This window comes from Caballeronia sp. Sq4a (assembly GCF_023170545.1).
In the GTDB taxonomy this organism is placed as follows: domain Bacteria; phylum Pseudomonadota; class Gammaproteobacteria; order Burkholderiales; family Burkholderiaceae; genus Caballeronia.
On sequence record NZ_CP084250.1, the window covers coordinates 1,193,361 to 1,214,959 of the forward strand.

A 21,599-nucleotide genomic window follows, 5' to 3' on the forward strand; every position below is an offset into this window, starting at 1 on the left:
ATCGGAGTAATGCAATGAAGACGTTCAACACATGGCTCGCGGCGCTCGGCATGGCCGCCCTGTTCTCCACGGCGGGCGCGCAAGCGAGCGTCGTGATCGGCGGGACGCGGGTCGTCTATCCGATGGATCAACGCGAAGTCACCGTCAAGCTGACAAACGACAGCGCGCATCCGTCGCTCGTTCAAGTGTGGATGGACGACGGCAACGCCAACGCCACGCCCGCCGACAGCAAGGCGCCGTTCGTCATCACGCCGCCGATCTTTCGGATGGACGCGGGCAAGTCGCAGGCGCTGCGCGTGATGTTCAGCGGAGCGGCGCTGCCGCAAGACCGCGAATCGGTGTTCTGGCTCAACGTGCTCGACGTACCTCCGAAAGCCGACACGCAACCGGGCGCGAATACGCTGCAGTTTGCGTATCGCACACGCATCAAGTTGTTCGCGCGTCCGGCGAAGCTCCCCGGCTCTCCCGATGACGCGCCGCGCCAGCTCGTCTGGAAAGTCGTGCCCGCGGCCCATGGCGAAGGTCAGGCGCTGGCTGTGTCGAATCCCACGCCGTATTACGTGTCGTTCAGCGAAGTCAGCGTGTCGGCGGATGGCCGGCGGTACGTGAACGACCAGGGCGGAATGGTCCCCCCGAAAGCCCAAGGCGTGATCGACATGCCGAAGATGACTGGCGTGCATGCCGGCCGGGTCCAGTTCACCGCGATCAACGACTTCGGCGGCGGCATCGAAGGCGACGCGGCGATCGCCCCGTAGTCCCGTAGTTCTGTAGTCCGGCGGCGCGCCGGTCCCGCGCCATCTCCGTTTTCATTTCGCGAAACGCAATGCGCGTGCTCGTCACGTGCATCGGATGCGTTCGCGCCGATCTCCTGCGCCTGTCGTCTTGCCCTCGATGAAACCGACGCGTCAACGTTTACTGCAAAGCGGATCACGCGACGAACTGCCGTTCAAGGCATTCTCGTTGAATCCGGTCGCATCAGTCGCGATGTTCGCGTTCGCGGCGCTCGGCTGCATGCACGCCGGCGCGGTGCGGGCGGCGGACGTCGCTGGCGGCAGCGCGAACGTCGAGTTCGACACGACGTTCCTGCGCCTCGACGCGAACGAACGCCAGGACGTTTCGCGCTTCTCGCATGGCAACGCGGTCAAGCCCGGCACGTACGTCGTCGACGTCTGGTTCAACGGCACTCGCGTGGCCCGCGAGCCGGTGCGTTTCGTCGCGCCTCCCGAAGGCGGGAGTGCGCGGGCCTGTCTCACGCGCGCGGCGCTGGAAGGCTACGGCGTGGATTTCGCGAAAGTCGCGGCAGACCGTCATGACGACGCTACCGCCTGTATCGACATCGACGCTGCGATTCCCGGCGCGAACGCCGATTTCGACTTCGGCGAGCAGAAGCTCACGCTCTCCGTTCCCCAAAGCTACGTTCGAAACACCGCGCGCGGTTATGTGCCGCCGGAGCAATGGGACGAGGGCGTCAATGCGGGCTTTCTGAGCTACAACGCGAACGCGTACCGTTCGAACAACGGCGGCGTGACGTCGACGCAGGAATATCTCGGCATCAACGCCGGCGTCAACATCGGCAAATGGCATTTCCGGCATCAATCGTCGGTGACGGCGGCGACGGGCCAGGCCACGCAATTCGACGACATCGCCACCTACCTGCAACACGATCTGCCGAAGCTGCGCGCGCAAGTCACGCTCGGGGATGCGAGGACCACCGGTGACGTTTTCGACAGCGTGCAGTTTCGCGGCGCGCAGATCGCAACCGATGACCGCATGCTGCCGGAATCGCTGCGCGGCTATGCGCCGGTCGTGCGCGGAACGGCGGAGTCGAATGCGCGCGTGACGGTGCGGCAGAACGGTCAGGTCATCTACGAAACGAGCGTCCCGCCGGGACCGTTCGAGCTTCGCGATCTCTACGCGACGGGCTACGGCGGCAATCTCGATGTGACCGTCACGGAAGCCGACGGTCGCACGCGGCAATTTTCCGTTCCGTACGCGTCGATCGCGCAGCTGTTGCGTCCGGGCACGACGCGTTTCGCAGTTACGGCGGGCCAGTTGCGCGACGAGTCGCTCGAGAAGCAACCCGCCTTCGCGCAAGTCACGATGCAGCGCGGACTGACCAACCTGGTCACGCTGTACGGCGGCGCCATCGCATCGACGGGCTATGTGGCCGCCAACGTCGGCGCGGCGTTGAACACGAAGCTGGGCGCGCTGGCTGCGGATATCACGACGGCCCGGACCGATGTTCCGGGCGGGCAGACGCTGAGCGGCCGCAGCCTTCACATTGGCTATAGCAAGGTGTTCACGCCCACGGACACGGACATCTCGCTCGGCGCGTATCGGTTTTCGGACGCGCATTACCTGAATTTTGCCGATGCCGCGCGCCTTCGCGACGACGCCATGCACGGCGGCAAGCTCGAACAGACCGACCGCCAGCGCGGACGCCTTCAGCTCACTGTGAATCAGTCGCTCGGCACGCACGGGTCGTTCTTTGCAACGGTGTCGTCGCAGAGTTACTGGAATCGTCCGGGGCACGACACGTTCTACCAGGCAGGCTATTCCAACAGTTTCAAATACGGCAGCTATAGCGTGTCGGCGGGCCGCACGCGTAACGGCGACGGCAAGCTCTCGGACCAGTTCATGGTCAGCACGACTATTCCGCTCGGACATTCGCAGCACGCGCCGCTCTTGACCGCGAATCTCAATTCGAGCGGTGGCGCGTCGAGCTTGCAGACGAGCATCAGCGGAACGGCGGGCGAAGGCAACGAGACCAGCTACAACGTGTATGGCACGGCCGCGAGGAACGACACCGCAGGTGCCAGCTTCAACGGCGGGGCGAGCGGCACGTACCGCGGCGCGCACGCGCAGGTGAGCGCGTCGGCGAGTGGCGGCGCCCATTCGTCGCAGATGTCGGCGGGCGTGAGCGGGTCGATCGTCGCGCATCCCGGCGGCATCACGCTGGCGCAGACGGTCGGCGATACATTCGGGATCGTCGAGGCGAAGGGTGCGGAAGGCGCGAGCGTGTCCGGCGCGCAGGGCGTCCACGTCGACGAGCGCGGCTATGCGGTGGTGCCGTATCTGACGCCTTACGGTATGAATACCGTCGATCTCGATCCGAAGGGCACGTCCGGCGATGTCGAGCTGGACTCGACGTCGGAGCGTACCGCGCCGCATCTCGGCTCCATCGTGATGCTCAAGTACAAGACGACGACGGGCCGCGCCGCGCTGATTCGCGCGCCGCTCGTCGGCGGCGGGGTATTGCCCTTCGGCGCCGAAGTGGTCGATGCGAACGGGCGCAACGTGGGCGTCGTCGCGCAGGACAGCCGCGTGTTCGCGCGCGGCATCGAAGATAGCGGAACGCTCGTGGCGAAGTGGGGCGATGAACCCGGCCAGCAATGCGCGATCGCCTACACGCTGCCGAAGAAAGACGCGAAAGGCGATGCGAGCGCGGTGTACGCATCGGTCGAGTCGCATTGCCGGCTAGTCGTCACGACGCCGAGCGACCTACACTGGTAATCCTTGGAGGCCTCGGTGAAGCGCAGACAAGGTGAGAAAATGCATGCAACGATGACCGTCGCGATGCGAATGCTGCGAATCCTCGGGGTACTCGCCTTCTTTGTCACGACGCCGACCATCGCCAGCGCCGATTGTCCGACGACCGGGCTTCCGGCCACGTTCAGCTACGGTTCGATTGCGGTGTCGGACACGCTCGCGAACGGCAGCGTGATTCCCGGTACGGCGCGGCCGATCGCTCTGAGCGGCAAGTGCGCGGCATCGTCTACGTTCAATACACCCGTCGTTGCATGCCCCGGCAGCGGCACGCCGGTAGCGGGAATGCCGGGCGTCTATCCGACGAACGTCGCCGGCATCGGCATGCGCTTGCTCGATTCGAACGGCAATCCCCTGATCGGCACGGGCGCGTGCTCGACGACATCGTCGCTCGGCACCGTCGGGGCGGATGGCACGTTCAACGTCACGGGAACGTTCCAGCTCGTGAAGACCGGACCGGTCGGCAGCGGCAATATCACCGGCGCGACGTACTACACGGGCGTGCTAAACACCGGCATCCCGCTCAATGGCGGCGGCTCTGCAAGCTGGATATCGGTCGCAAGCAACACGCCGGTCCGCACGGTCACCTGCTCGGTCACGGCGGCAACGGCCAACCAGACTGTGTACCTCGCGACGATTTCTCCGTCGATGCTTTCCGCCGCCGGCGCTGTTGCGGCTCGCACGCCGTTCGCGCTGACGTTGACGTGCCAGTCCGGCGTGAAGGTGTCCGTGACGTTCAGTTCCAGTTCGGGCAATTCGGGCGTGGCCTCAGTGCTCGGCAACGCGGGATCGGCGCAGGGCGTGGGCGTCCAACTCCTCGATTCGACGCAAACGCCTGTCACGCTCGATGCTCCGCTCGTGTTGACATCCAGCACGACGGGCAACATGAGCTTTCCGTTCTACGCGCAGTATTACCGCCTCGGTGCCGCAGCGGTCGTCTCGGGCAGCGTTAAGACGACGGCGATATTCACGATGTCCTATCAGTGAACGGAGCCATAGCGAAACGAAACATGCTCGCGGTGAAGGGCAGGCTCATGCAGCGATTCCGCGGAAGCGGGCAGGCGTGGCTCTCTGCGGCACATCGACCAAGCAAGGCAGAAGATGACTTGCTAGCCATGCGCTTTATTCTTCTCGGCGCGCGTCAGCGGCATCGTGGCTCGCAAGCGAAAGTGCGAGGACAGACGAATTGCATGCGAAGTACGTGCTTATATTGCGCAGAGGATTCTTTTCACTGTTCAATGTGCGCAATAGCTTATAAAAAATTCTCCGGGGACAGTACATTGCGGTCATGGCGTGATTGACGCATCGCCGCTCGATTCAAAGCAGCAAGTCACCGCAGACAATACCCGATAACGACTCGCGGCAGCGAGTCCCGATGGCCCCGTCGCCTATCCTCGTAGGGCGACGGCTTTTGCCCGCGTTCCACCCGGAACGCGGGTTTTTTCTTTGCGCGTTTAAATCGTTTTCGGCGCGTTTTGCGTCACGCGTTTATGCTTCGTTTTTAATCGTTCAGCGAAGACAGGAGAAAAAGCGTATGTCAGAAGTCGCCGTGGTCGCCATTTTTATCGCCAAGCAGGGGAAAGAAGAAGAGTTGCGGCAAGTGCTGGAAGCCAACGTCGCGCCGACGCGCCAGGAACGCGGCGCGCTTCAGTACGATCTGCATCGCGACATCAAGGAGCCGCGCCGCTTTATCTTCGTCGAACGTTGGGAAAGCGAAGCCGCGCTCGCGGATCACGGCCAGACCGCGCACATTCAGGCATTCAGGGCCAAGGCCCCCGAACTCTGCGAACACGGCGAAGTGCACGTCGCGAGCAAGCTGCTCTGAAGCCAGGCGTCAATGCGTTTCGTGCGGGATGTCCAGGATCAGGATGATGGTCCAGTCCGCTTCGCCATCATGATGATACTGACGTTCCGCCACGATAAACGGCTGCTGCTTGCCTGCCGGCCCGAGAAACAGCACGTCGCCTTCCATCGGCAGGCATTCGACCGGCGGCAGCGCCAGAAACGCGTCCTGGTTGGCGTTGCGCGGCATCAGTTTCTCGATCTTGCGCGATGCCGCTTCCGTCCATTCGATGTCGAGTTGAATATTGCTCATGCTGTCGTTCGCACGCGAGTGCGCTCCACGGTTGAATCGTTGAAAAAGACGATGCGCAATGTAGCACACGCCATGCGTTCCCCGTGACGCGCCCCGCATGTGCGAACGGCCCGCGGGCGCGAACCCGCGGGCCGTTTTTCATGCGGCAATCAACGACGCGCGTTTCAGATTTCTTCGTACAGCGGCAGCGTCAGAAATTCGGTGAACTGCTCCGAGGTCGACATCGTTTCGAAGATCTTCGCGGCGCGTTCATACGGCTTCGTATCGCTGCCCGCGCCGCCGACGCTTTGCTTCACCTTCTCCAGTTCGTCGATGATGATCTCGCGCACCATCGCGGCCGTGACCTTGCGGCCGTCGTCGAGCTTGCCCTTCGGCGAACGAATCCACTGCCAGACTTGCGAGCGCGAAATCTCTGCCGTGGCGGCGTCTTCCATCAGGTTGTGAATCGGCACGCAGCCATTGCCCGCAAGCCACGATCCGAGGTAATGGATGCCGACGTTCACGTTGTTGCGCAGGCCCGCTTCGGTGATCGGCGCTTCCGGGCGGAAATCGAGCAGATCGTGCGCGGTCACTTGCACGTCGGGGCGCTGCTTCTCGATCTGGTTCGGCTTGTCGCCGAGCACCTTGACGAACTCTTCCATCGCGACGGGCACGAGCCCCGGATGCGCGACCCAGCCGCCGTCGTAGCCGTCGGTGGCGTCGCGCGCCTTGTCGGAGCGCACGCCGCCCATTGCTTTCTCGTTCGCGGCGGGGTCGTTCTTGATCGGAATGAGTGCGGACATGCCGCCGATGGCGGGCGCGTTGCGCTTGTGGCACGTCTTCAGCAATTCGAGCGCGTAGGCGCGCATGAACGGCACGGTCATCGTGATCTGCGAACGGTCCGCGAGGCAGAAGTCGGGATCGTTTTTGAACTTCTTGATCGCCGAGAAGATGTAGTCCCAGCGGCCGGCGTTCAGGCCGGAACTATGTTCGCGCAGCTCGTAGAGAATCTCGTCCATTTCGAATGCGGCGAGAATCGTCTCCACGAGCACGGTCGCGCGAATCGTGCCGCGCGGGATGCCGACGCCTTCCTGCGCCGCGATGAAGATATCGTTCCACAGACGCGCTTCGAGATGGCTTTCCATCTTCGGCAGATAGAAGTACGGGCCGCTGCCGCGAGCGATCAGTTCCTTCGCGTTGTGAAAGAGATAAAGCGCAAAGTCGAAGATGCCGCCCGACACGCGCTGACCGTCGACGGTCACGTGCTTTTCGTCGAGGTGCCAACCGCGCGGACGCACGATCAGCGTCGCGATCTTGTCGTTGAGCGTGTACGACTTGCCGTTCTGCTCGAGCGAGATCGTCCGGCGCACGGCTTCTTTGAGGTTGATCTGGCCGACGATCTGGTTCTCCCACGCGGGCGCGTTCGAATCCTCGAAGTCGGTCATGTAGGAATCCGCGCCGGAGTTGAGCGCGTTGATGATCATCTTGCGCTCGACTGGGCCGGTGATTTCGACGCGCCGGCATTGCAGATCCTTCGGCAGCGGCGCGACGGTCCAGTCGCCTTGGCGGATCGCCCTTGTTTCTTCGAGGAAGCCGGGGCGCTCGCCCGCGTCGAGGCGCTGGGTGCGTTCCACGCGCGCGGCGAGCAGTTCCTGACGGCGCGGCTCGAACCGGCGATGCAGCATCGCGACGAACGCGAGCGCCTCGGGCGTCAGAATGGCTTCGAAGCCGGGCTTGATCTCCGCCGAAATGGCCATGCCTTCCGGCAACGCGAGCGGGTTCGAAGGGTGCGTCATGTGTTTTCTCCTTGGTCGGTCAGACGGTTCTGCTTTTGGGTTCTACTGTTTGGCGATGACGAGCGCTTTCGCGCGCCCGCGCGATCGGCGGCGAGGGGAATCGGCTGCTGCGCGCAACCCCCTTCGATGAACGCGACGAGGTCGTTCATGTCGCGCCCCATCCCGCGCGGCGCGACGCCGAGCTCCTCGACCGGCAAGCTCGCGCGATCCAGCCAGAACGTGGTGTAGCCGAACCACGTCGCGCCCGCGATATCCCAGCCGTTGGACGAGACGAACACGATCTCGCGCGCCGCCGCGCCGAACGCCTGCAGGCCGAGTTCGTAGGCAGCGGCGGCTGGCTTGAATGCGCGCACGGGCTCGACCGACAACACGTGATCGAAGAAGCCCGTCATGCCGGCGCTTTTGACGGCGATGTCGAGCATCGGCGGATTGCCGTTCGACAGAATCGCGAGCGGCAGGCCGTGGCGCTCGCGCAGCGTTTTCAGCGCGGGCAGCGTGTCGGGAAAGGCGGAGAGGCAGGCGTATTCGTCCATCAGGCGCTTCTCGGCGGCGGCCGTGAGCGCGTCTGTCAGGCCGAGGCGCGCGGCTGCGTATCGCAGCGCGTCGATGGTGATGTCCCAGAACGGCGCGTAATGGCTGCCGGAAGGATCGGCGAGGCTGCGTAGCTGCGTGTATTCGATCTGCTTCTGCCGCCAAAGCTGAGACAGCGCCTGCCCGTTGCCGGGAAAAAGCTGCTCGGCGGCAGCGACAACCGAGTGGACGTCGAAGAGCGTGCCGTAAGCGTCGAAGATGACTGCGCGGGGAAGAACAGGCGAGGGTGTGGACGATGCGTGTGTCGTTGTGGCCGACATAGCCGTGCGCTCCATAAAGAGGTCGGGCTCGATTCTATTGGTGATCGAACAGGTGGAAAAAGGCCGGCGAGATCACTTGATCTTTTACTTTTTCATACCTAATCTGTGCGCCAATTCCCCGCATTGACGAGCAAAGCGTATGGATCGGTTCAAGCAAATAGAGACGTTCGCCTCCGTCGCGGCGAAAGGCAGTCTTTCGGCGGCGGCGCAGGCGGAAGGCATTGCGCCGGCGGTCATCGGCAGAAGGCTGGACGCGCTGGAGGAACGGCTCGGCGTGAAGCTGCTCGTGCGCACGACGCGCAAGATCACGCTCACGTTCGAAGGCTCCGCGTTTCTCGAAGACTGTCAGCGCATCATCAACGACATGCAGAACGCGGAGGCGAGCGTGTCGGCGGGCGGCGTGAAGGCGAGCGGGCACGTGCGCGTGTCGGCGCCCGCCGGCTTCGGCAGGCGGCACGTCGCGCCGCTCGTCGCAGCCTTCACGACGCTGCACCCGGACGTCTCCGTGAGCCTCGACCTGACGGATCGCATGGTCGATCTCGTGAACGAGGGTTTCGACTGCGCGGTGCGGCTCGGCGAGTTGCCGGATTCGTCGCTCGTGTCGCTCAAGCTCGGCGAGAACCGGCGCGTCTGCGTGGCGTCGCCCGAGTATCTGCAAAAGCGCGGCAAACCCGCCACGCTGAGCGCGCTCGCCGATCACAACTGCCTCGCGCTTGGCGCGTCCGCCAATCAGCAGCGTGGCTGGGTGTTTCAGCAAGACGGCAAGGTCGTGACCATCAAGGTGTCCGGCACGATGGAATGCTCGGACGGCGCCGTGCTGCACGAATGGTGTCTCGAAGGGCGCGGCCTCGCGTGGCGATCGTGGTGGGAAGTGGGCGCCGATATCGGCGCGGGAAGGCTCGTCAGCGTGCTCGACGATTTCGCCGCGCCGCCCATCGGCATTCACGCGGTGTTCCCGCAGCGCCGGCACCTGCCGTTGCGCGTGCGGCTGTTTCTCGATCTGCTCAAGCATACCTATGCCGCTCCGGGATACTGGGAGGCGCTCGTTTCGTAACGAGACTCGCTACGGATTCCTACTGATCGTTATCTCGACTGCATCGCCGCGCGACCGCCTGACTACAATGAAAGCGTGCCCCGCCGTTCGAAGGAGGACGCCATGTTCAAGCACATCCTGGTACCGACCGACGGCTCCGAGCTGTCGCAGAAAGCCATAGACGGCGCCATCGACCTCGCGCAGTCCGTCGGCGCGCGCATCACCGCTTATGCGTGTCTGCCGCAGTATCCGTACTCGCCGTTCGCGGATGTCGCCGTCGAGCCGCCCGACGACTTCCACGCCCGCGCCGAACGCGAGGCGCGCGAGCATCTGCGGGCCGTCGAGCGCGCGGCCGAGGAGGCGGGCGTGCCGTGCGACAGCGTGACGAGCATCGAGGCGGCGCCGTACATCGGCATCATCGACGCGGCGGAGCAGAACGGCTGCGACGTCATCCTGATGGCGTCGCACGGCCGTCGCGGGCTCGGAAGCCTGCTTATCGGCAGCGAAACGCAGCGCGTGCTGACGCACACGCGCATTCCGGTCATCGTGTACCGCTGATGTCGCGGCGGCCGACGCGCCTGCCACGCGCGCCTCGGCCGCCGCTTTCTTTACCGCTCTCCCTGATTCAGCCTGCCCTCGGGCATTTCTTTACGCGACTTTCTTGTCGAAGAACTGCTCGTCTTCGGTCGATCCGTGCAGCGCGGTCGTCGATGCTTCGCGCTCGACCGTCTGCGTGACCGCATCGAAGTAGCCCGTGCCCACTTCGCGCTGATGCTTGACCGCCGTGAAGCCCTTGTCGGCGGCGGCGAACTCGGCCTGCTGCAATTCGACGAACGCGCTCATCTGCGTGCGCGCATAGCCGTGGGCGAGGTTGAACATCGAGTAGTTCAGCGCGTGGAAGCCCGCGAGCGTGATGAACTGGAACTTGTAGCCCATCGCGCCCAGTTCGCGCTGGAACTTGGCGATGGTCGCGTCGTCGAGATTCTTCTTCCAGTTGAACGACGGCGAGCAGTTGTACGACAGCAGCTTGCCGGGGAACTGCTTGTGAATGGCCTCGGCGAACTTCTTCGCGTATTCGAGGTCGGGCTTGCCCGTTTCGCACCAGACGAGATCGGCGTACGGCGCGTACGCGAGACCGCGCGACACGGCCTGTTCGAGACCCGGTCGCGTGCGATAGAAGCCTTCCACGGTGCGCTCGCCGGTCAGGAACGGCTTGTCGTTTTCGTCGATGTCGGAGGTCACGAGATCGGCGGCTTCGGCGTCGGTGCGCGCGACGAGCAGCGTCGGCGTGCCGCAGACGTCCGCGGCGAGACGCGCGGCGACGAGTTTCGCGACGTTCTCGCGCGTCGGCACGAGCACCTTGCCGCCCATGTGGCCGCACTTCTTCACGGAGGCGAGCTGGTCTTCGAAGTGAACGCCTGCCGCGCCAGCTTCGATCATCGCCTTCATCAGTTCGAACGCGTTGAGCACGCCGCCGAAGCCGGCTTCCGCGTCCGCCACGATCGGCGCGAAGTAGTCGATATAGCCTTCATCGCCCGGGTTCTTGCCTTCGGACCACTGGATCTGATCGGCGCGCGTGAACGTGTTGTTGATGCGCTTCACGACGAGCGGCACCGAATTGGCCGGATACAGCGACTGGTCCGGGTACATCTCGCCCGCGATGTTGGCGTCGCCGGCCACTTGCCAGCCGGACAGGTAGATGGCCTTGAGGCCGGCCTTGACCTGCTGCATCGCCTGATTGCCGGTCAGCGCGCCGAGCGCATTGACGAACGGCTCTTCCTGGATCAGCGACCACAGCTTCTCGGCGCCGCGTCGCGCGAGCGTATGCTCGACCGGCACCGAGCCGCGCAGACGCACGACGTCCTCGGCCGAGTAGCCGCGCTTGATGCCTTTCCAGCGCGGATCGGTTTCCCACTGCTGATGAAGTTGCTGGGCTTGTTGTTGACGTGACGTCATGGCGTTTCTCCTTGAGATTGGGCTGTACGACGAAACCGTGGTCGATGCTTGATCGCGTTTGAGCAAGTGCTGCTGGGTTTGCTCAACTCTTATATAAGAGTGTAGGCCGGTCGGTGGTCGATAAAAAGCCGCCGCAAGGAGTTTCGTGAGGTAAAAATACCATTTAAATTCAATTGCTTATCGACGTCATTTCGTATTGCGCAATGTCCTTTCCCATGCTGCAATCGCGGGCGTTGTGCCGCGCAGCAACGCTTTTGCGACGCAAAAATTCATTGCGCATTATGAAATGCGGAGAAAAGCGAAAAAAAACCGATGTGCGAGGCATCGGTTTTCTTGTCCTGCTGGCGAAAGACGGCGTTATCGCGTCGTCCCTGCGCTTACATCAGTTGCCGCGGCGCGGTGCGCGCGGGCCGTCGTTACGGCGCGCGCTGTAGCCGTCGCGCTGGCCGAAACCGCCCTCGCGATTGCCGCCGCGATAGCCGCCGTCACGGTCGCCGCTGCCGGCGTTGCCGCCGCGATAACCACCTTCGCGGTAGCCGCCTTCGCGCGAACCGGCGCCCGACTTGTTGCCGTAGCCGCTGGCGTTGGCCGCGCCGTAGCCGCGTCCGCCGCCATTGCCGCTGCCGAAGCGCCGGCCGCCGTTACCGCCGCCCGGACGGCCGCGTCCGCCGAAACCGCCCTTCGGCGGCGACTTGCGCGGCTCGAAGCCCGCGACGACATTCACCGGCAGCGGCGCGTGCACGAAGCGCTCGATGCGCTTGAGCGCGCCCATTTCGGCGTGATGCACGAGGCTCACGGCCGTGCCGCTGCGTCCCGCGCGGCCGGTACGGCCGATGCGGTGCACGTAGTCTTCGGCGAACTTCGGCAGGTCGTAGTTGAAGACGTGCGTGATGCCCGGAATATCGATGCCGCGTGCCGCGACGTCCGTTGCCACAAGCACGCGCACGCGGCGCTCGCGCAGCGCGCGGATGGTGCGGTTGCGCGCGCCTTGCGGCAGGTCGCCGTGCAGCGCGGCGGATTCGAAACCCGCGTCCGACAGACGATTCGCGATCAGATCGGCGTCGCTCTTCGTCGCTGTGAACACGATGGCCTGATCCAGCTCGGTATCGCGCAGCAGGTGATCGAGCAGGCGATCCTTGTGGTCGCGGTCGTCGACGTAATGCACGGTCTGCGCGATGTTGCTGCGCGCTTCGAGTTTTTGCACGATCTCGATGCGCTCCGGGTCGTTCAACAGGCGGCCGGTCAGCGACGCGATCTTGCCGTCGATGGTTGCCGAGAAGAGCAGCGTCTGACGCGTGGCCGGCGTGGCCGCGACGATCGTCTCGATGTCTTCGATGAAGCCCATGTCGAGCATGCGGTCGGCTTCGTCGAGCACGAGCATGTTGAGGTTCGACAGGTCGATGCGGCCGCGCTCCAGATGGTCGATCAGACGGCCCGGCGTCGCGACGAGGATTTCAGGATTCTTCGCGAGCAGCATCAATTGCTGGCCGTACGCGACGCCACCGAGAATGCTGACTGTGCGCAGGCGGCGCAGATGGCGGCCGTACGTGGTCGCGGCGGCGGACACTTGCATCGCGAGTTCGCGCGTCGGCGTGAGCACGAGCAACTGCGGGCGCGCGATGGGCTGCGGACGGCGGCCGGGACGCGCGTTCGGGTCGCGCGGCTGACGCGGCTGCTGCGCCTGGAGCTTTTCGAGTTGCGCGAATTTTTCGATGGCCGGCAGCATGAACGCCGCCGTCTTGCCGGAGCCGGTCGGGCTCGAAACGAGCAGATCGCGGCCGGCGAGCGCGGCGGGAATCGCGCGCTGCTGCACGGGCGTCGGCGACTGATAGCCGGCGTCGGTCAATGCCGAGACGATATCGGCCGAAAGACCGAGCGATTCGAAAGTGGGGCCGGCGGGTGCTGCGGGCGTCGTTTCGGCGGCGGGTTCTGCCATGTCAGCGGCGGGGGAAAGGCCAAGCGTTTGTGCTGCGATGTTGTCCAACGGGCTGGGGGTGAAGCTCGAAGTCATGTCGATCCTTGAAACGGGAAATAAGGCGTCGGCGCCAATCGGCATACCCAGGTCGTTGGATTCAGCGAGCGAAGAAACAGCGAGCAAATCGAAAAACGGGGGCAACTCGCGCAAACAGACGGCGAGCATCGTTGTTAGAAGCTGTATCGGATACGTCAGGGCGCTTAAGCACTGACGTCAGCCTGGTGCATGACGGGCCGCGAAATGAATAGCGCACAAACGATGCGCTACGGCCTGGCAGGGAAGGGACAGTTTCTAAACTGGATTGGAGCGAAACGCTACGAAGCACTCTGACACGGGGCACGTTGCCTTGCGGCGTGCGCCTCGTAATCAAGCTGCATGACAAGAAGTATATCGGAATTTGCTGCACCGCGCCACAGTTTGACGCATTCGCGCGCCATCGGAGGGCATCGAAGGCGCGCGGCAGATGTCGCTCGGTCAGCCTGCCTCGCCGCGTTTGAGCGACTCGACGAGCTCGACGTAGCGCTCCTTCGCGGTATCGGCCGGCGTGCCTTTCAGCGCGGCCCAGGCTTCGTGCTTGTACTTGCCGGCGATATCGGTGAAGCCGGGCGCGTCGCCTTGCACATCGCCGACGCTCGCCTGCTTGTACAGCGCGTAAAGACGCAGGAGCGTGAGATTGCCGGGGCGCTCGGGCAACTGCGTGACCTCGGCTTGCGCGCGGGCGAATTGCTGATCGATGTCGGTCATGCGGGCGTCCTGTCTAATTTGAGATGCCGACGATCTTAGCAAGCGCAAGCGGGCCGGCTGTGGAGGCATCCTTCGAATCGAATCGATCGGATCGCACGGCGAACCGGCGCGTCATCGCGGGGAAAAGCCGCGAACGCCTGCCGCATGTCACGCGAGCCGCAAAAGCCGGCGCAGTCCCGCATTACAATACGGCCTATGACACGCACCGTACTGCTCGCTCTCGATACTTCGACGGAATTCTGCTCCGTCGCGCTTCTGCTCGACGATCCCGCGGCCAGGCCGTCGTCCGTTGCCGCGCCCGCTTACACGAGCGGCGACACATCAGTGTGGTTCCGCCACGAAGCGACGGGCGCGGTGTCCAGCACGCGCCTGTTGCCGGCGGTGCGCGAGCTGCTCGACGAAGCGGGGCTCGCGCTCGCCGATTGCAACGCCATTGCCTTCGGCGCGGGGCCAGGGTCGTTCACCGGACTGCGGACGGCAACCGGCGTCGCGCAAGGGCTCGCGTTCGGTCTGAACGTGCCGGTGGTGCCGGTGAGCACGCTGCTGGCCTGCGCGGAAGCGGCGCGGCTCAACGACGCGTCGTTGCCGAATCGCGTGCTCGTCGCGCTCGATGCGCGCATGGACGAGGTCTACTGGGCCGAATACCAGCACGAATCAAATCGCGAACCCGCGCCCGGCGACTGGCGCGAACTGCACGCCGCATCGCTCGATCGTCCCGACGCGCTGCCGCTTCCCTCGGTGCCGTTCGCGCTCGCGGGCAACGCGGCGGCGGCGTTCGGCGATCGCCTCCCCGCGCTCGCGGCCGCCGCGCATGTGGACCGCGATGCGCTGCCGCATGCGCTCCCCGTCGCGCTGCTCGGCTTGCGCGCGCTCAGGGCCGGACGCGCGGTCTCGCCGGAACTCGCCGCGCCGGACTACGTGCGCAACAAGGTCGCGCAGACGACAGCCGAGCGCACCGAAGCGCGCGCCGCTGCGGCGAAGGCCGGCGCGCAGTCTGCCGGCGCGGAGGCGCTTCGGTGAGCGGCGTGTTGCTCGCGGATCGGTATCTCACGCCGATGACCGAAGCGGACCTCGACGAAGTCGCCGCCGTCGAGAAGCTCGCCTACGAATTTCCGTGGAGCCGCGGCAATTTCCAGGATTCGCTGCGCAACGGCTACTACGGCGTGTGCCTGCGCCACGTGACCGGCACGCTCATCGGCTATTGCGTGCTGATGCCTGTAGTCGATGAAATGCATCTGCTGAATCTGTGCGTCGCGCCGTCCGCCCAGCGCGCCGGCGCGGGCCTGACGCTGCTGCGCGAAGCCGTGCGCGTCGCGCGTGCCGAAAGGCTCGAAGGCATGCTGCTCGAAGTGCGGCCGTCGAATGCGCGTGCCATCCAGCTTTACGAGCGCTTCGGCTTCACGGCCATCGGGCGTCGCAAGAACTATTACCCCGCGCGGCATCGGTCGCGCGAGGACGCAATCGTCATGCGTCTGTCGTTCAAGGAGAGTGCGCATGGCGCTCGATGAATCGCTGATCGAGGAACTCGGCATCGGGTTCCTTTGGGTGAGGAGAAGGGCGGAGGCGAATGCCGCAGCCGAGCCGCTGCCGCCGCACGCCTCCCGCGACGCTGCCGCCGATGCGGCGAAAGCGGTACCGCAGGCTGACACGACAGTCGGCGCGACCGGCTCGCAAGCATCGATGCCGCCGATCGACGCCTCTCGCACAGCAGCCAGGGATTTAGCGGATACGGCGGCCCCCCGCGCGCGCGCGACCGATGCAGCGAAAACAGCGCCCCGCCCGGAGCCGGCAGTGGCCCCCAGCCGCTTGCACGCGGAAAACACGACGCCCCGCGCAGAGCCGGCACCCACCGCGAGCCGCTCTGATACATCGACACCGCCGCTCGACGCGCCTGCTCCCGCGGCCGCCCGCAACGCCGCATCCGCGAAAGCCCGCACCGAGCCGCAGCCCGAATTCGACGCGCCACCCTCGGATTACCCACCGTTCGACGCCTACGACGACCTTCCGTGGACCGACGACGCGCCATCGCCTGCAACGCCCGTCGCGCCCGCCGTCCCCGACGACGTCCGCACGCTCGACTGGACCGCGCTCGAAGATCGCGTCACGGGTTGCGAGTTGTGCCGCCTCTGCGAACGCCGGACGAACGCGGTGTTCGGCGTGGGCGACCGCGAAGCCGACTGGATGCTGATCGGCGAGGCGCCCGGCGAGAACGAGGACAAGCAGGGCGAGCCGTTCGTCGGACAGGCGGGCAAGCTGCTCGACAACATGCTGCATGCGCTCGGCCTCTCGCGCGAATCGAACGTCTATATCGCGAACGTCATCAAGTGCCGGCCGCCCGGCAACCGCAATCCGGAACTCGACGAAGTCGCGCGTTGCGAGCCGTATCTGCAGCGTCAGGTCGAACTCGTGAAGCCGAAGATCATCGTCGCGCTCGGGCGTTTCGCGGCGCAGAGTCTGCTCAAGAGCGAGGCGAGCATCGCGTCGTTGCGCGGGCGCGTGCACGAGTATCGCGGCGTGCCGGTCGTCGTCACCTATCACCCGGCGTATCTGTTGCGCAGCCTACCCGACAAGGCGAAAGCCTGGGCCGACTTATGCCTCGCCCGTAAGACACACGCGGATGCGCTCGCCGCGCTCGGCGTCGAGCCGGGAGCCGGGAAGGACGCACGCGGATGACCGGCCTGTCGCGCCTCGTCGATCGCTTCGGGGACGCGACGGTGCGTGATCTGGCGTGGCTGCTTTTCTCGCCCGACCTTCTGCGCGAAAGCGCGGCCGGCGCGCCGCTCGCGCAGCCGTTCGAATCAGCCGATGCGCGCGACGCCACGCTCATGTGGCTCGCGGCGCTCGACGCCGCGCCGGACGCATTGCACGTGCGCTCGCGCAACCCCAAATCGACGCGCCTCGGCATCTACGCCGAAAGCCTGCTCGAATTCTTTCTGGCGCACGGGCCGGCCGCGCGGCTGATCGCGGCGAACGTACCGCTGCGGCGTCAGCGCCGCACCATCGGAGAGTGCGATTTTCTGCTGGAGACGGCGACGGGCGCGCGGCTGCACTGGGAACTGGCGGTGAAGTTCTACCTGCACATCGGCGATGGCGTCGAGCGCGCGGCGCGCTTGTCGGATTATGTCGGGCCCAATTTGCAGGACCGTTTCGATTTGAAGCATGCGCGGCTTTTGACGCATCAACTCGGCTTGACGTCGCGGGCGGAGTTCGCCGCGCTCGGGCTGGAGGGGCCGTGGCACCCGCAGTTGTTCATCAAGGGGCGGCTCTTCTATCACGATGAAGGCATCGCGCCCGCGCCGGAAGTGGGCGAAGCGCATGTGCGCGGCTGGTGGCTGACGGCGACGGAATGGCGCGATCGGCATGGAGAGCATGAAGCGCACGGAGGGCGCGAAGATCGCGCATGGGTCGTGCAGCCGCGGCTTGCATGGCTCGCGCCGCGCCGCCTGAACCCGTCGGATGCCGATTCGCTGATCGACGAGGCCGCCGCCATTCACACGCGTCTCGCCGCCATCGCCGCGCCGACGATGGTCGCCGCTTACGTGCGCGATGGCAGGACCGGCTGGGCAGAGGAATCGCGCGGCTTCATCGTCCCGGACGACTGGCCCGAGCGGGCGAGGGCGTTTGCGGCTTCCGGGCTTCCCGCGCCGGCGTGACTATCGGACGCCGTGGTCGGCGTTTGGCCGCGCGCTCGCCGCGATCGCGCCGCTGGATAGGGCTCCGCTTCGGCGGTGGCGCTCACCGGAGGAATCACGCAGGTTCATCTTTCCGGACGAACAACGTGGTCGGGATAAGCGTTCGCCGCTTCCTACAGCTTTTCCATCACCACCACCGATAAAAATGATGCACCGGCCCGACGCCGTGCCCGACGTCCAGTCGCGCGCTCGCCTCGATCGCGCCGCTGAGATACCGCTTCGCTTCGGCAGTGGCGCTCGCGAGGTCGCCGGTCCGAGGGATCAGCGCGGCAATCGCCGCCGACAGCGTGCAGCCCGTGCCGTGCGTGTTCTTCAGCGCGACGCGCGCGCCGGCGAGCCGCAGCGCGCCCGTCGTTTCGATCAGCCAGTCCGGACTGTCCGCCGACGCCAGATGCCCGCCCTTCATCAGCACGGCGCGCGCGCCCGAGGCAAGCAGCGCCTCGCCCTGACGCACCATCGCGTCTTCGTCTGCGGCGGGCTGCGTGCCGAGCAGCGCCGCCGCTTCCGGCAGATTCGGCGTGACGAGCGTGGCGAGCGGCAGCAGTTCGTCGCGCAGCGCTGCCACCGCTTCGGGCGCGAGCAGCGCGTGATTGCTCTTCGAGATCATCACGGTGTCGAGCACGACATGCGCCGGGCGATGCCGCCTGAGCGCATCGGCGACCGCGCGCACGATGTCCGCGTTCGCCAGCATCCCGATCTTCACTGCGTCGATGCGGATGTCGTCGAACACGGCGTCGAGCTGCGCCGTGACGAACGCGGGCTCCGGCGCGTGGACAGCCGTGACGCCGCGCGTGTTCTGAGCGGTCAGCGCCGTAATGACGCTCGCGCCGTACGCGCCGAGCGCGGAGAACGCCTTAAGATCGGCCTGAATGCCCGCGCCGCCGCCGGAATCGGAACCGGCGGCAGTGAGCACGTTGGGAATGCGTTGGGTCGAAGACATGAGAAAAGTCAGGATGAAGCGCGACGAATGATCTCGCGCAGTTCGGCCGAAGCATGGCGCGGGTCGGCCGCCTTGCAGATCGCGGAAACGACTGCGAGTCCCGCCGGTTTCGCGCGCATGACGTCAGCCGCGTTGTGCGTCTGGATGCCGCCTATCGCTACGGTCGGCCAGCGCGAACTCGCGCGCATCGCGGCGAGACCGTCGATGCCGCAGGGCGCGGAGGCGTCGGTCTTGGTCGGCGTCGCGTAGACGGCTCCCGCGCCGACATAGTCGATCACGCCGTCCAGCCGGTTCGCATCCGCGACTTCCGCGAGATTCGACACCGACAGGCCGATCAGCGCATCCGGGCCGAGCAGGCGCCGCGCGACATCCGCGGGCAGATCGCGCTGGCCGACGTGAACGCCGTCCGCGCCGGCCGCGAGCGCCACATCCACGTGATCGTTGATGACGAGCGGAACGCCGCGCGCGCGCGTCAACGGCAACAAGTCGAGCGCCAACGCGAGCCACGCGCGCTTGTGCCACTCGGGCGCGCGCAGTTGCAGCAGCGTCACGCCGCCGTCCAGCGCCGCGCGGGCGACCGAAACGGCCGCGTCGTGGCCGCCGCACTGCACCGGGTCGAGCACGAGATAAAGCGAGAGATCGAACGCGCGCCGCATGTTCACGATACGGCCACCTCGCGTAGCACGAGCGTCGCGTCGAATGCTTGGGAATCGACCGAGGCGAGTCGGTCCAGATACGCGACGGCGAAGCTGCCGGGCAACGCGGCTTCGCGGGCGGCGAGTTCGCCGGCGACGGTCGAATAGGCGATCGCGGCGATCGTCGCCGCCCAGTGTTCATCGCGCGATTGCGCCGCGCCGACGAACGCCGCGACGGTCGCCGAGAGCGCGCAGCCGACGCCCGTCACGCGCGTCATCAGCGGCGAGCCGTTCGAGAGCGCGATCACGCGGCGGCCATCGGTGATGTAGTCGGTCGCGCCAGTGACGGCGACCACGGCCTGCGTTTTGAGCGCGAGAATTTGCGCGGCGTCGAGCGCCGCGTCGGTGGCGGCGGTGCTGTCGACGCCGCGTCCGCTCGCTTCGCCGCCCGACAGGCTGATGATCTCGGACGCGTTGCCGCGAATCACCGCCGGCTTCGCGTCGAGCAATTCGAGCGCGAACTCGGTGCGAAACGCGAGCGGGCCGACTGCGACCGGATCGAGCACCCAGGGCGTGCCCGCGCTGTTGGCGGCATCGACGGCGGCGCGCATTGCGCGCATTTGCGGCACGTCGAGCGTGCCGAGGTTGATCAGGAGCGCATTGGCGAGCGGCGCGAACTGCGCGGCTTCTTCGCGCGCGACGACCATCGCCGGCGCCGCGCCGATGGCTAGCAGCACGTTGGCCGTGAAGTTGGTGACGACGAGGTTCGTCAGGCAGTGGACGAGCGGCGCGCGCTCGCGCACGCGCGTGACGAACGAGAAAAGATCGGCAGCAAGCATGATGGAGAGAGATTAGCCCGATCGGCCGATGACCGCGGCCCAAACAACAGCCAAGAAGGCAACGTCAGTGCCGCGCTTCGCCGATCAGCGCGACGGAATCGAATGCGCGCTGGTTCGCCTGATGGCGGCGCATGACGAAATACATCATCAGACACACGAACGAGCCGAACATCACGATCACGAACTGGATCGGCATGTCGAGCCAGACGAGCACCGCGTACAGGCACAGCATGATGAGCACGGACAGGTTCTCGTTGAAGTTCTGCACGGCGATCGAATGGCCGGCGGACAGCAGCACGTGCCCGCGATGCTGCAGAAGCGCGTTCATCGGCACGACGAAAAAGCCCGACAGACCGCCGACGATCATCAGGAACAGATACGCGATCAGCAGATAGCCCGGGAAGTGCATGCGGCCGAAATAGACGCCCCAGTGCGCGGGAAAGAGATGCCGCGTGTAGAAGGCCATCAGCATGACGGCGAGCCCCATTGCGATGCCCACCGGCAGCACGGACAGCGAACGCTTGAGCGGCACGCGCGCCGCCGCGAGCACCGCGCCGGCCGCCACGCCCACCGCGATCACCGCCTGCAGGATGGCCGCCTGCGAAAGCGTCATGCCGAGCGACACTTCGGCCCACTTCAGCACGATGAATTGCAGCGTCGCGCCCGCGCCCCAGAAGAGCGTCGTGACCGCGAGCGAAATCTGCCCGAGCTTGTCGCGCCAGAGCGTGAGAAAGCAGTCGGCGAAATCGGTGATGAGCTTGATGGGCCGGTGTTCCTGCTTCGGATAGCGCGCGCCGGTATCGGGAATGCGCAGGTTGAAGACGGCGGCGACCACGTACATCAGCATGATGACGAGCATCGCGGCTTCGGCGGGCGTATTGATGCGCGGTATGTGCAGCGTCAGCAAGTGACTCGCGATATGCGGACTGATGAGCGCGCCGCCCATGACGGTGCCGAGAATGATCGAGCCGACCGTCGTGCCTTCGATCCAGCCGTTCGCGGCCACCAGCCGGTCGGGCGGCAGCAGTTCCGTGAGAATGCCGTACTTCGCGGGCGAATAGGCCGCCGCGCCGAAGCCGACGATGCCATAAGCCAGAAGCGGATGCGCGCCGACCAGCATCGTGATGCAGCCGACCACCTTGATGGAATTGGTCACGAACATCACGCGCCCCTTCGGCCGCGAGTCCGCGAAAGCGCCGACGAACGCCGCCAGAACCACATAGGAGAGCACGAAGAACAGCTTGAGCAGCGGCGTCATCCAGTTCGGCGCGTGAAGGTCTTTCAGCAATGCGATGGCAGCGATCAGTAGAGCGTTATCGGCCAGCGACGAGAAAAACTGCGCGGCCATGATGGTGTAAAAACCTTTTTTCATCTGATCCGAAGCTTTCCTCACTGCCGGGAATCCGCCCCCGACGCCGCCGCTGATACCGGTCGCGCGTTCGGGCTTATGCCGTTCGAAATGGGTTGTGCGCACGGCTTTATAACACGAAAATAGGCGCATTCTGACTAGCAGTAATC

The 21,599-nt window shown here is 65.5% G+C and carries 20 protein-coding genes; 10 read left to right on the plus strand and 10 right to left on the minus strand.

The window, feature by feature from the left end; genetic code table 11:
- Window positions 1–14 precede the first annotated feature (14 nt).
- From LDZ24_RS05680 to LDZ24_RS05695, 4 genes are all read left to right on the plus strand, one after another.
- Window positions 15–755 carry a molecular chaperone gene (locus LDZ24_RS05680; protein ID WP_248322070.1) on the plus strand — a complete coding sequence of 247 codons (741 nt, stop codon included), beginning with the start codon at window positions 15–17 and terminating at the stop codon, window positions 753–755.
- Window positions 756–891: 136 nt separating this feature from the next.
- A complete protein-coding gene (locus LDZ24_RS05685; RefSeq protein ID WP_248322071.1) occupies window positions 892–3,513 on the plus strand; it encodes a fimbria/pilus outer membrane usher protein in 2,622 nt (873 codons plus the stop codon).
- 69 nt (window positions 3,514–3,582) lie between these two features.
- Window positions 3,583–4,533, plus strand: coding sequence for a fimbrial protein (locus LDZ24_RS05690; protein ID WP_248322072.1), 951 nt, complete (start codon window positions 3,583–3,585; stop codon window positions 4,531–4,533).
- A gap of 547 nt (window positions 4,534–5,080) precedes the next feature.
- On the plus strand, window positions 5,081–5,371 hold the full coding sequence (locus LDZ24_RS05695; protein ID WP_248322073.1) for a putative quinol monooxygenase: 291 nt from the start codon (window positions 5,081–5,083) through the stop codon (window positions 5,369–5,371).
- 9 nt (window positions 5,372–5,380) lie between these two features.
- On the opposite strand, the gene LDZ24_RS05700 is transcribed toward LDZ24_RS05695, so the two are convergent.
- From LDZ24_RS05700 to LDZ24_RS05710, 3 genes are all read right to left on the minus strand, one after another.
- Entirely contained in the window at window positions 5,381–5,641 is a 261-nt protein-coding gene (locus LDZ24_RS05700) for a DNA-binding protein (RefSeq protein ID WP_248322074.1), read from the minus strand.
- 164 nt (window positions 5,642–5,805) lie between these two features.
- Window positions 5,806–7,416 (minus strand): malate synthase A, encoded by a 1,611-nt coding sequence (gene aceB / locus LDZ24_RS05705; protein ID WP_248322075.1) that lies wholly within the window; start codon window positions 7,414–7,416, stop codon window positions 5,806–5,808.
- A complete protein-coding gene (locus LDZ24_RS05710; RefSeq protein WP_248322076.1) occupies window positions 7,413–8,267 on the minus strand; it encodes a haloacid dehalogenase type II in 855 nt (284 codons plus the stop codon). The genes aceB and LDZ24_RS05710 overlap by 4 nt, the downstream gene beginning before the upstream one ends.
- Before the next feature lie 139 nt (window positions 8,268–8,406).
- Here LDZ24_RS05710 and LDZ24_RS05715 point away from each other — a divergent pair, with 139 nt between their 5' ends.
- Together LDZ24_RS05715 and LDZ24_RS05720 are read left to right on the plus strand one after the other, a co-directional pair.
- The gene (locus LDZ24_RS05715; protein ID WP_206468008.1) at window positions 8,407–9,321 is read left to right on the plus strand and encodes a LysR family transcriptional regulator; all 915 of its coding nucleotides are present in this window, start codon (window positions 8,407–8,409) and stop codon (window positions 9,319–9,321) included.
- Window positions 9,322–9,423: 102 nt separating this feature from the next.
- Complete coding sequence (locus tag LDZ24_RS05720; protein WP_159835955.1) at window positions 9,424–9,858, plus strand: universal stress protein; 435 nt, start codon at window positions 9,424–9,426, stop codon at window positions 9,856–9,858.
- Between the two features lie 90 nt (window positions 9,859–9,948).
- On the opposite strand, the gene aceA is transcribed toward LDZ24_RS05720, so the two are convergent.
- The 3 genes from aceA to LDZ24_RS05735 all read right to left on the minus strand — a co-directional run bounded on the left by aceA (window position 9,949) and on the right by LDZ24_RS05735 (window position 13,975).
- Window positions 9,949–11,256, minus strand: a complete 1,308-nt coding sequence (gene aceA / locus LDZ24_RS05725; protein WP_175940102.1) for an isocitrate lyase — start codon at window positions 11,254–11,256, stop codon at window positions 9,949–9,951.
- Between the two features lie 382 nt (window positions 11,257–11,638).
- Window positions 11,639–13,267, minus strand: coding sequence for a DEAD/DEAH box helicase (locus tag LDZ24_RS05730; RefSeq protein WP_248322077.1), 1,629 nt, complete (start codon window positions 13,265–13,267; stop codon window positions 11,639–11,641).
- A 438-nt stretch (window positions 13,268–13,705) separates the two neighbouring features.
- On the minus strand, window positions 13,706–13,975 hold the full coding sequence (locus tag LDZ24_RS05735; protein ID WP_175940104.1) for an acyl-CoA-binding protein: 270 nt from the start codon (window positions 13,973–13,975) through the stop codon (window positions 13,706–13,708).
- A gap of 195 nt (window positions 13,976–14,170) precedes the next feature.
- On the opposite strand from LDZ24_RS05735, the gene tsaB reads away from it, so the two are divergent.
- Genes tsaB through LDZ24_RS05755 form a run of 4 tightly spaced genes read left to right on the plus strand, consistent with a single transcriptional unit; the run spans window position 14,171 to window position 17,628 of the window.
- Complete coding sequence (gene tsaB / locus LDZ24_RS05740; protein ID WP_248322078.1) at window positions 14,171–14,995, plus strand: tRNA (adenosine(37)-N6)-threonylcarbamoyltransferase complex dimerization subunit type 1 TsaB; 825 nt, start codon at window positions 14,171–14,173, stop codon at window positions 14,993–14,995.
- Window positions 14,992–15,483, plus strand: coding sequence for a ribosomal protein S18-alanine N-acetyltransferase (gene rimI, locus LDZ24_RS05745; RefSeq protein WP_248322079.1), 492 nt, complete (start codon window positions 14,992–14,994; stop codon window positions 15,481–15,483). Before tsaB ends, rimI begins: the two co-directional genes overlap by 4 nt.
- Window positions 15,470–16,648, plus strand: a complete 1,179-nt coding sequence (locus tag LDZ24_RS05750; protein WP_248322080.1) for a uracil-DNA glycosylase — start codon at window positions 15,470–15,472, stop codon at window positions 16,646–16,648. The genes rimI and LDZ24_RS05750 overlap by 14 nt, the downstream gene beginning before the upstream one ends.
- Entirely contained in the window at window positions 16,645–17,628 is a 984-nt protein-coding gene (locus LDZ24_RS05755) for a DUF1853 family protein (protein ID WP_248322081.1), read from the plus strand. Before LDZ24_RS05750 ends, LDZ24_RS05755 begins: the two co-directional genes overlap by 4 nt.
- A gap of 166 nt (window positions 17,629–17,794) precedes the next feature.
- On the opposite strand, the gene thiD is transcribed toward LDZ24_RS05755, so the two are convergent.
- The 4 genes from thiD to lplT all read right to left on the minus strand — a co-directional run bounded on the left by thiD (window position 17,795) and on the right by lplT (window position 21,453).
- Window positions 17,795–18,607 (minus strand): bifunctional hydroxymethylpyrimidine kinase/phosphomethylpyrimidine kinase, encoded by an 813-nt coding sequence (gene thiD / locus LDZ24_RS05760; RefSeq protein WP_248322082.1) that lies wholly within the window; start codon window positions 18,605–18,607, stop codon window positions 17,795–17,797.
- An 8-nt stretch (window positions 18,608–18,615) separates the two neighbouring features.
- Complete coding sequence (gene thiE, locus LDZ24_RS05765; protein WP_248322281.1) at window positions 18,616–19,263, minus strand: thiamine phosphate synthase; 648 nt, start codon at window positions 19,261–19,263, stop codon at window positions 18,616–18,618.
- A 2-nt stretch (window positions 19,264–19,265) separates the two neighbouring features.
- Complete coding sequence (thiM, locus tag LDZ24_RS05770; protein WP_248322083.1) at window positions 19,266–20,081, minus strand: hydroxyethylthiazole kinase; 816 nt, start codon at window positions 20,079–20,081, stop codon at window positions 19,266–19,268.
- A 64-nt stretch (window positions 20,082–20,145) separates the two neighbouring features.
- Window positions 20,146–21,453, minus strand: a complete 1,308-nt coding sequence (gene lplT, locus LDZ24_RS05775) for a lysophospholipid transporter LplT (RefSeq protein ID WP_206468015.1) — start codon at window positions 21,451–21,453, stop codon at window positions 20,146–20,148.
- Window positions 21,454–21,599: the final 146 nt, after the last annotated feature.

Coding starts and splice junctions, on each gene's coding strand:
- LDZ24_RS05680 (WP_248322070.1), top strand. CDS start 15: ATGAAGACGTTCAACACATGGCTCGCGGCGCTCGGCATGGCCGCCCTG.
- LDZ24_RS05685 (WP_248322071.1), top strand. CDS start 892: ATGAAACCGACGCGTCAACGTTTACTGCAAAGCGGATCACGCGACGAA.
- LDZ24_RS05690 (WP_248322072.1), top strand. CDS start 3,583: ATGCTGCGAATCCTCGGGGTACTCGCCTTCTTTGTCACGACGCCGACC.
- LDZ24_RS05695 (WP_248322073.1), top strand. CDS start 5,081: ATGTCAGAAGTCGCCGTGGTCGCCATTTTTATCGCCAAGCAGGGGAAA.
- LDZ24_RS05700 (WP_248322074.1), bottom strand. CDS start 5,641: ATGAGCAATATTCAACTCGACATCGAATGGACGGAAGCGGCATCGCGC.
- aceB (WP_248322075.1), bottom strand. CDS start 7,416: ATGACGCACCCTTCGAACCCGCTCGCGTTGCCGGAAGGCATGGCCATT.
- LDZ24_RS05710 (WP_248322076.1), bottom strand. CDS start 8,267: ATGTCGGCCACAACGACACACGCATCGTCCACACCCTCGCCTGTTCTT.
- LDZ24_RS05715 (WP_206468008.1), top strand. CDS start 8,407: ATGGATCGGTTCAAGCAAATAGAGACGTTCGCCTCCGTCGCGGCGAAA.
- LDZ24_RS05720 (WP_159835955.1), top strand. CDS start 9,424: ATGTTCAAGCACATCCTGGTACCGACCGACGGCTCCGAGCTGTCGCAG.
- aceA (WP_175940102.1), bottom strand. CDS start 11,256: ATGACGTCACGTCAACAACAAGCCCAGCAACTTCATCAGCAGTGGGAA.
- LDZ24_RS05730 (WP_248322077.1), bottom strand. CDS start 13,267: ATGACTTCGAGCTTCACCCCCAGCCCGTTGGACAACATCGCAGCACAA.
- LDZ24_RS05735 (WP_175940104.1), bottom strand. CDS start 13,975: ATGACCGACATCGATCAGCAATTCGCCCGCGCGCAAGCCGAGGTCACG.
- tsaB (WP_248322078.1), top strand. CDS start 14,171: ATGACACGCACCGTACTGCTCGCTCTCGATACTTCGACGGAATTCTGC.
- LDZ24_RS05750 (WP_248322080.1), top strand. CDS start 15,470: ATGGCGCTCGATGAATCGCTGATCGAGGAACTCGGCATCGGGTTCCTT.
- LDZ24_RS05755 (WP_248322081.1), top strand. CDS start 16,645: ATGACCGGCCTGTCGCGCCTCGTCGATCGCTTCGGGGACGCGACGGTG.
- thiD (WP_248322082.1), bottom strand. CDS start 18,607: ATGTCTTCGACCCAACGCATTCCCAACGTGCTCACTGCCGCCGGTTCC.
- thiE (WP_248322281.1), bottom strand. CDS start 19,263: ATGCGGCGCGCGTTCGATCTCTCGCTTTATCTCGTGCTCGACCCGGTG.
- thiM (WP_248322083.1), bottom strand. CDS start 20,081: ATGCTTGCTGCCGATCTTTTCTCGTTCGTCACGCGCGTGCGCGAGCGC.
- lplT (WP_206468015.1), bottom strand. CDS start 21,453: ATGAAAAAAGGTTTTTACACCATCATGGCCGCGCAGTTTTTCTCGTCG.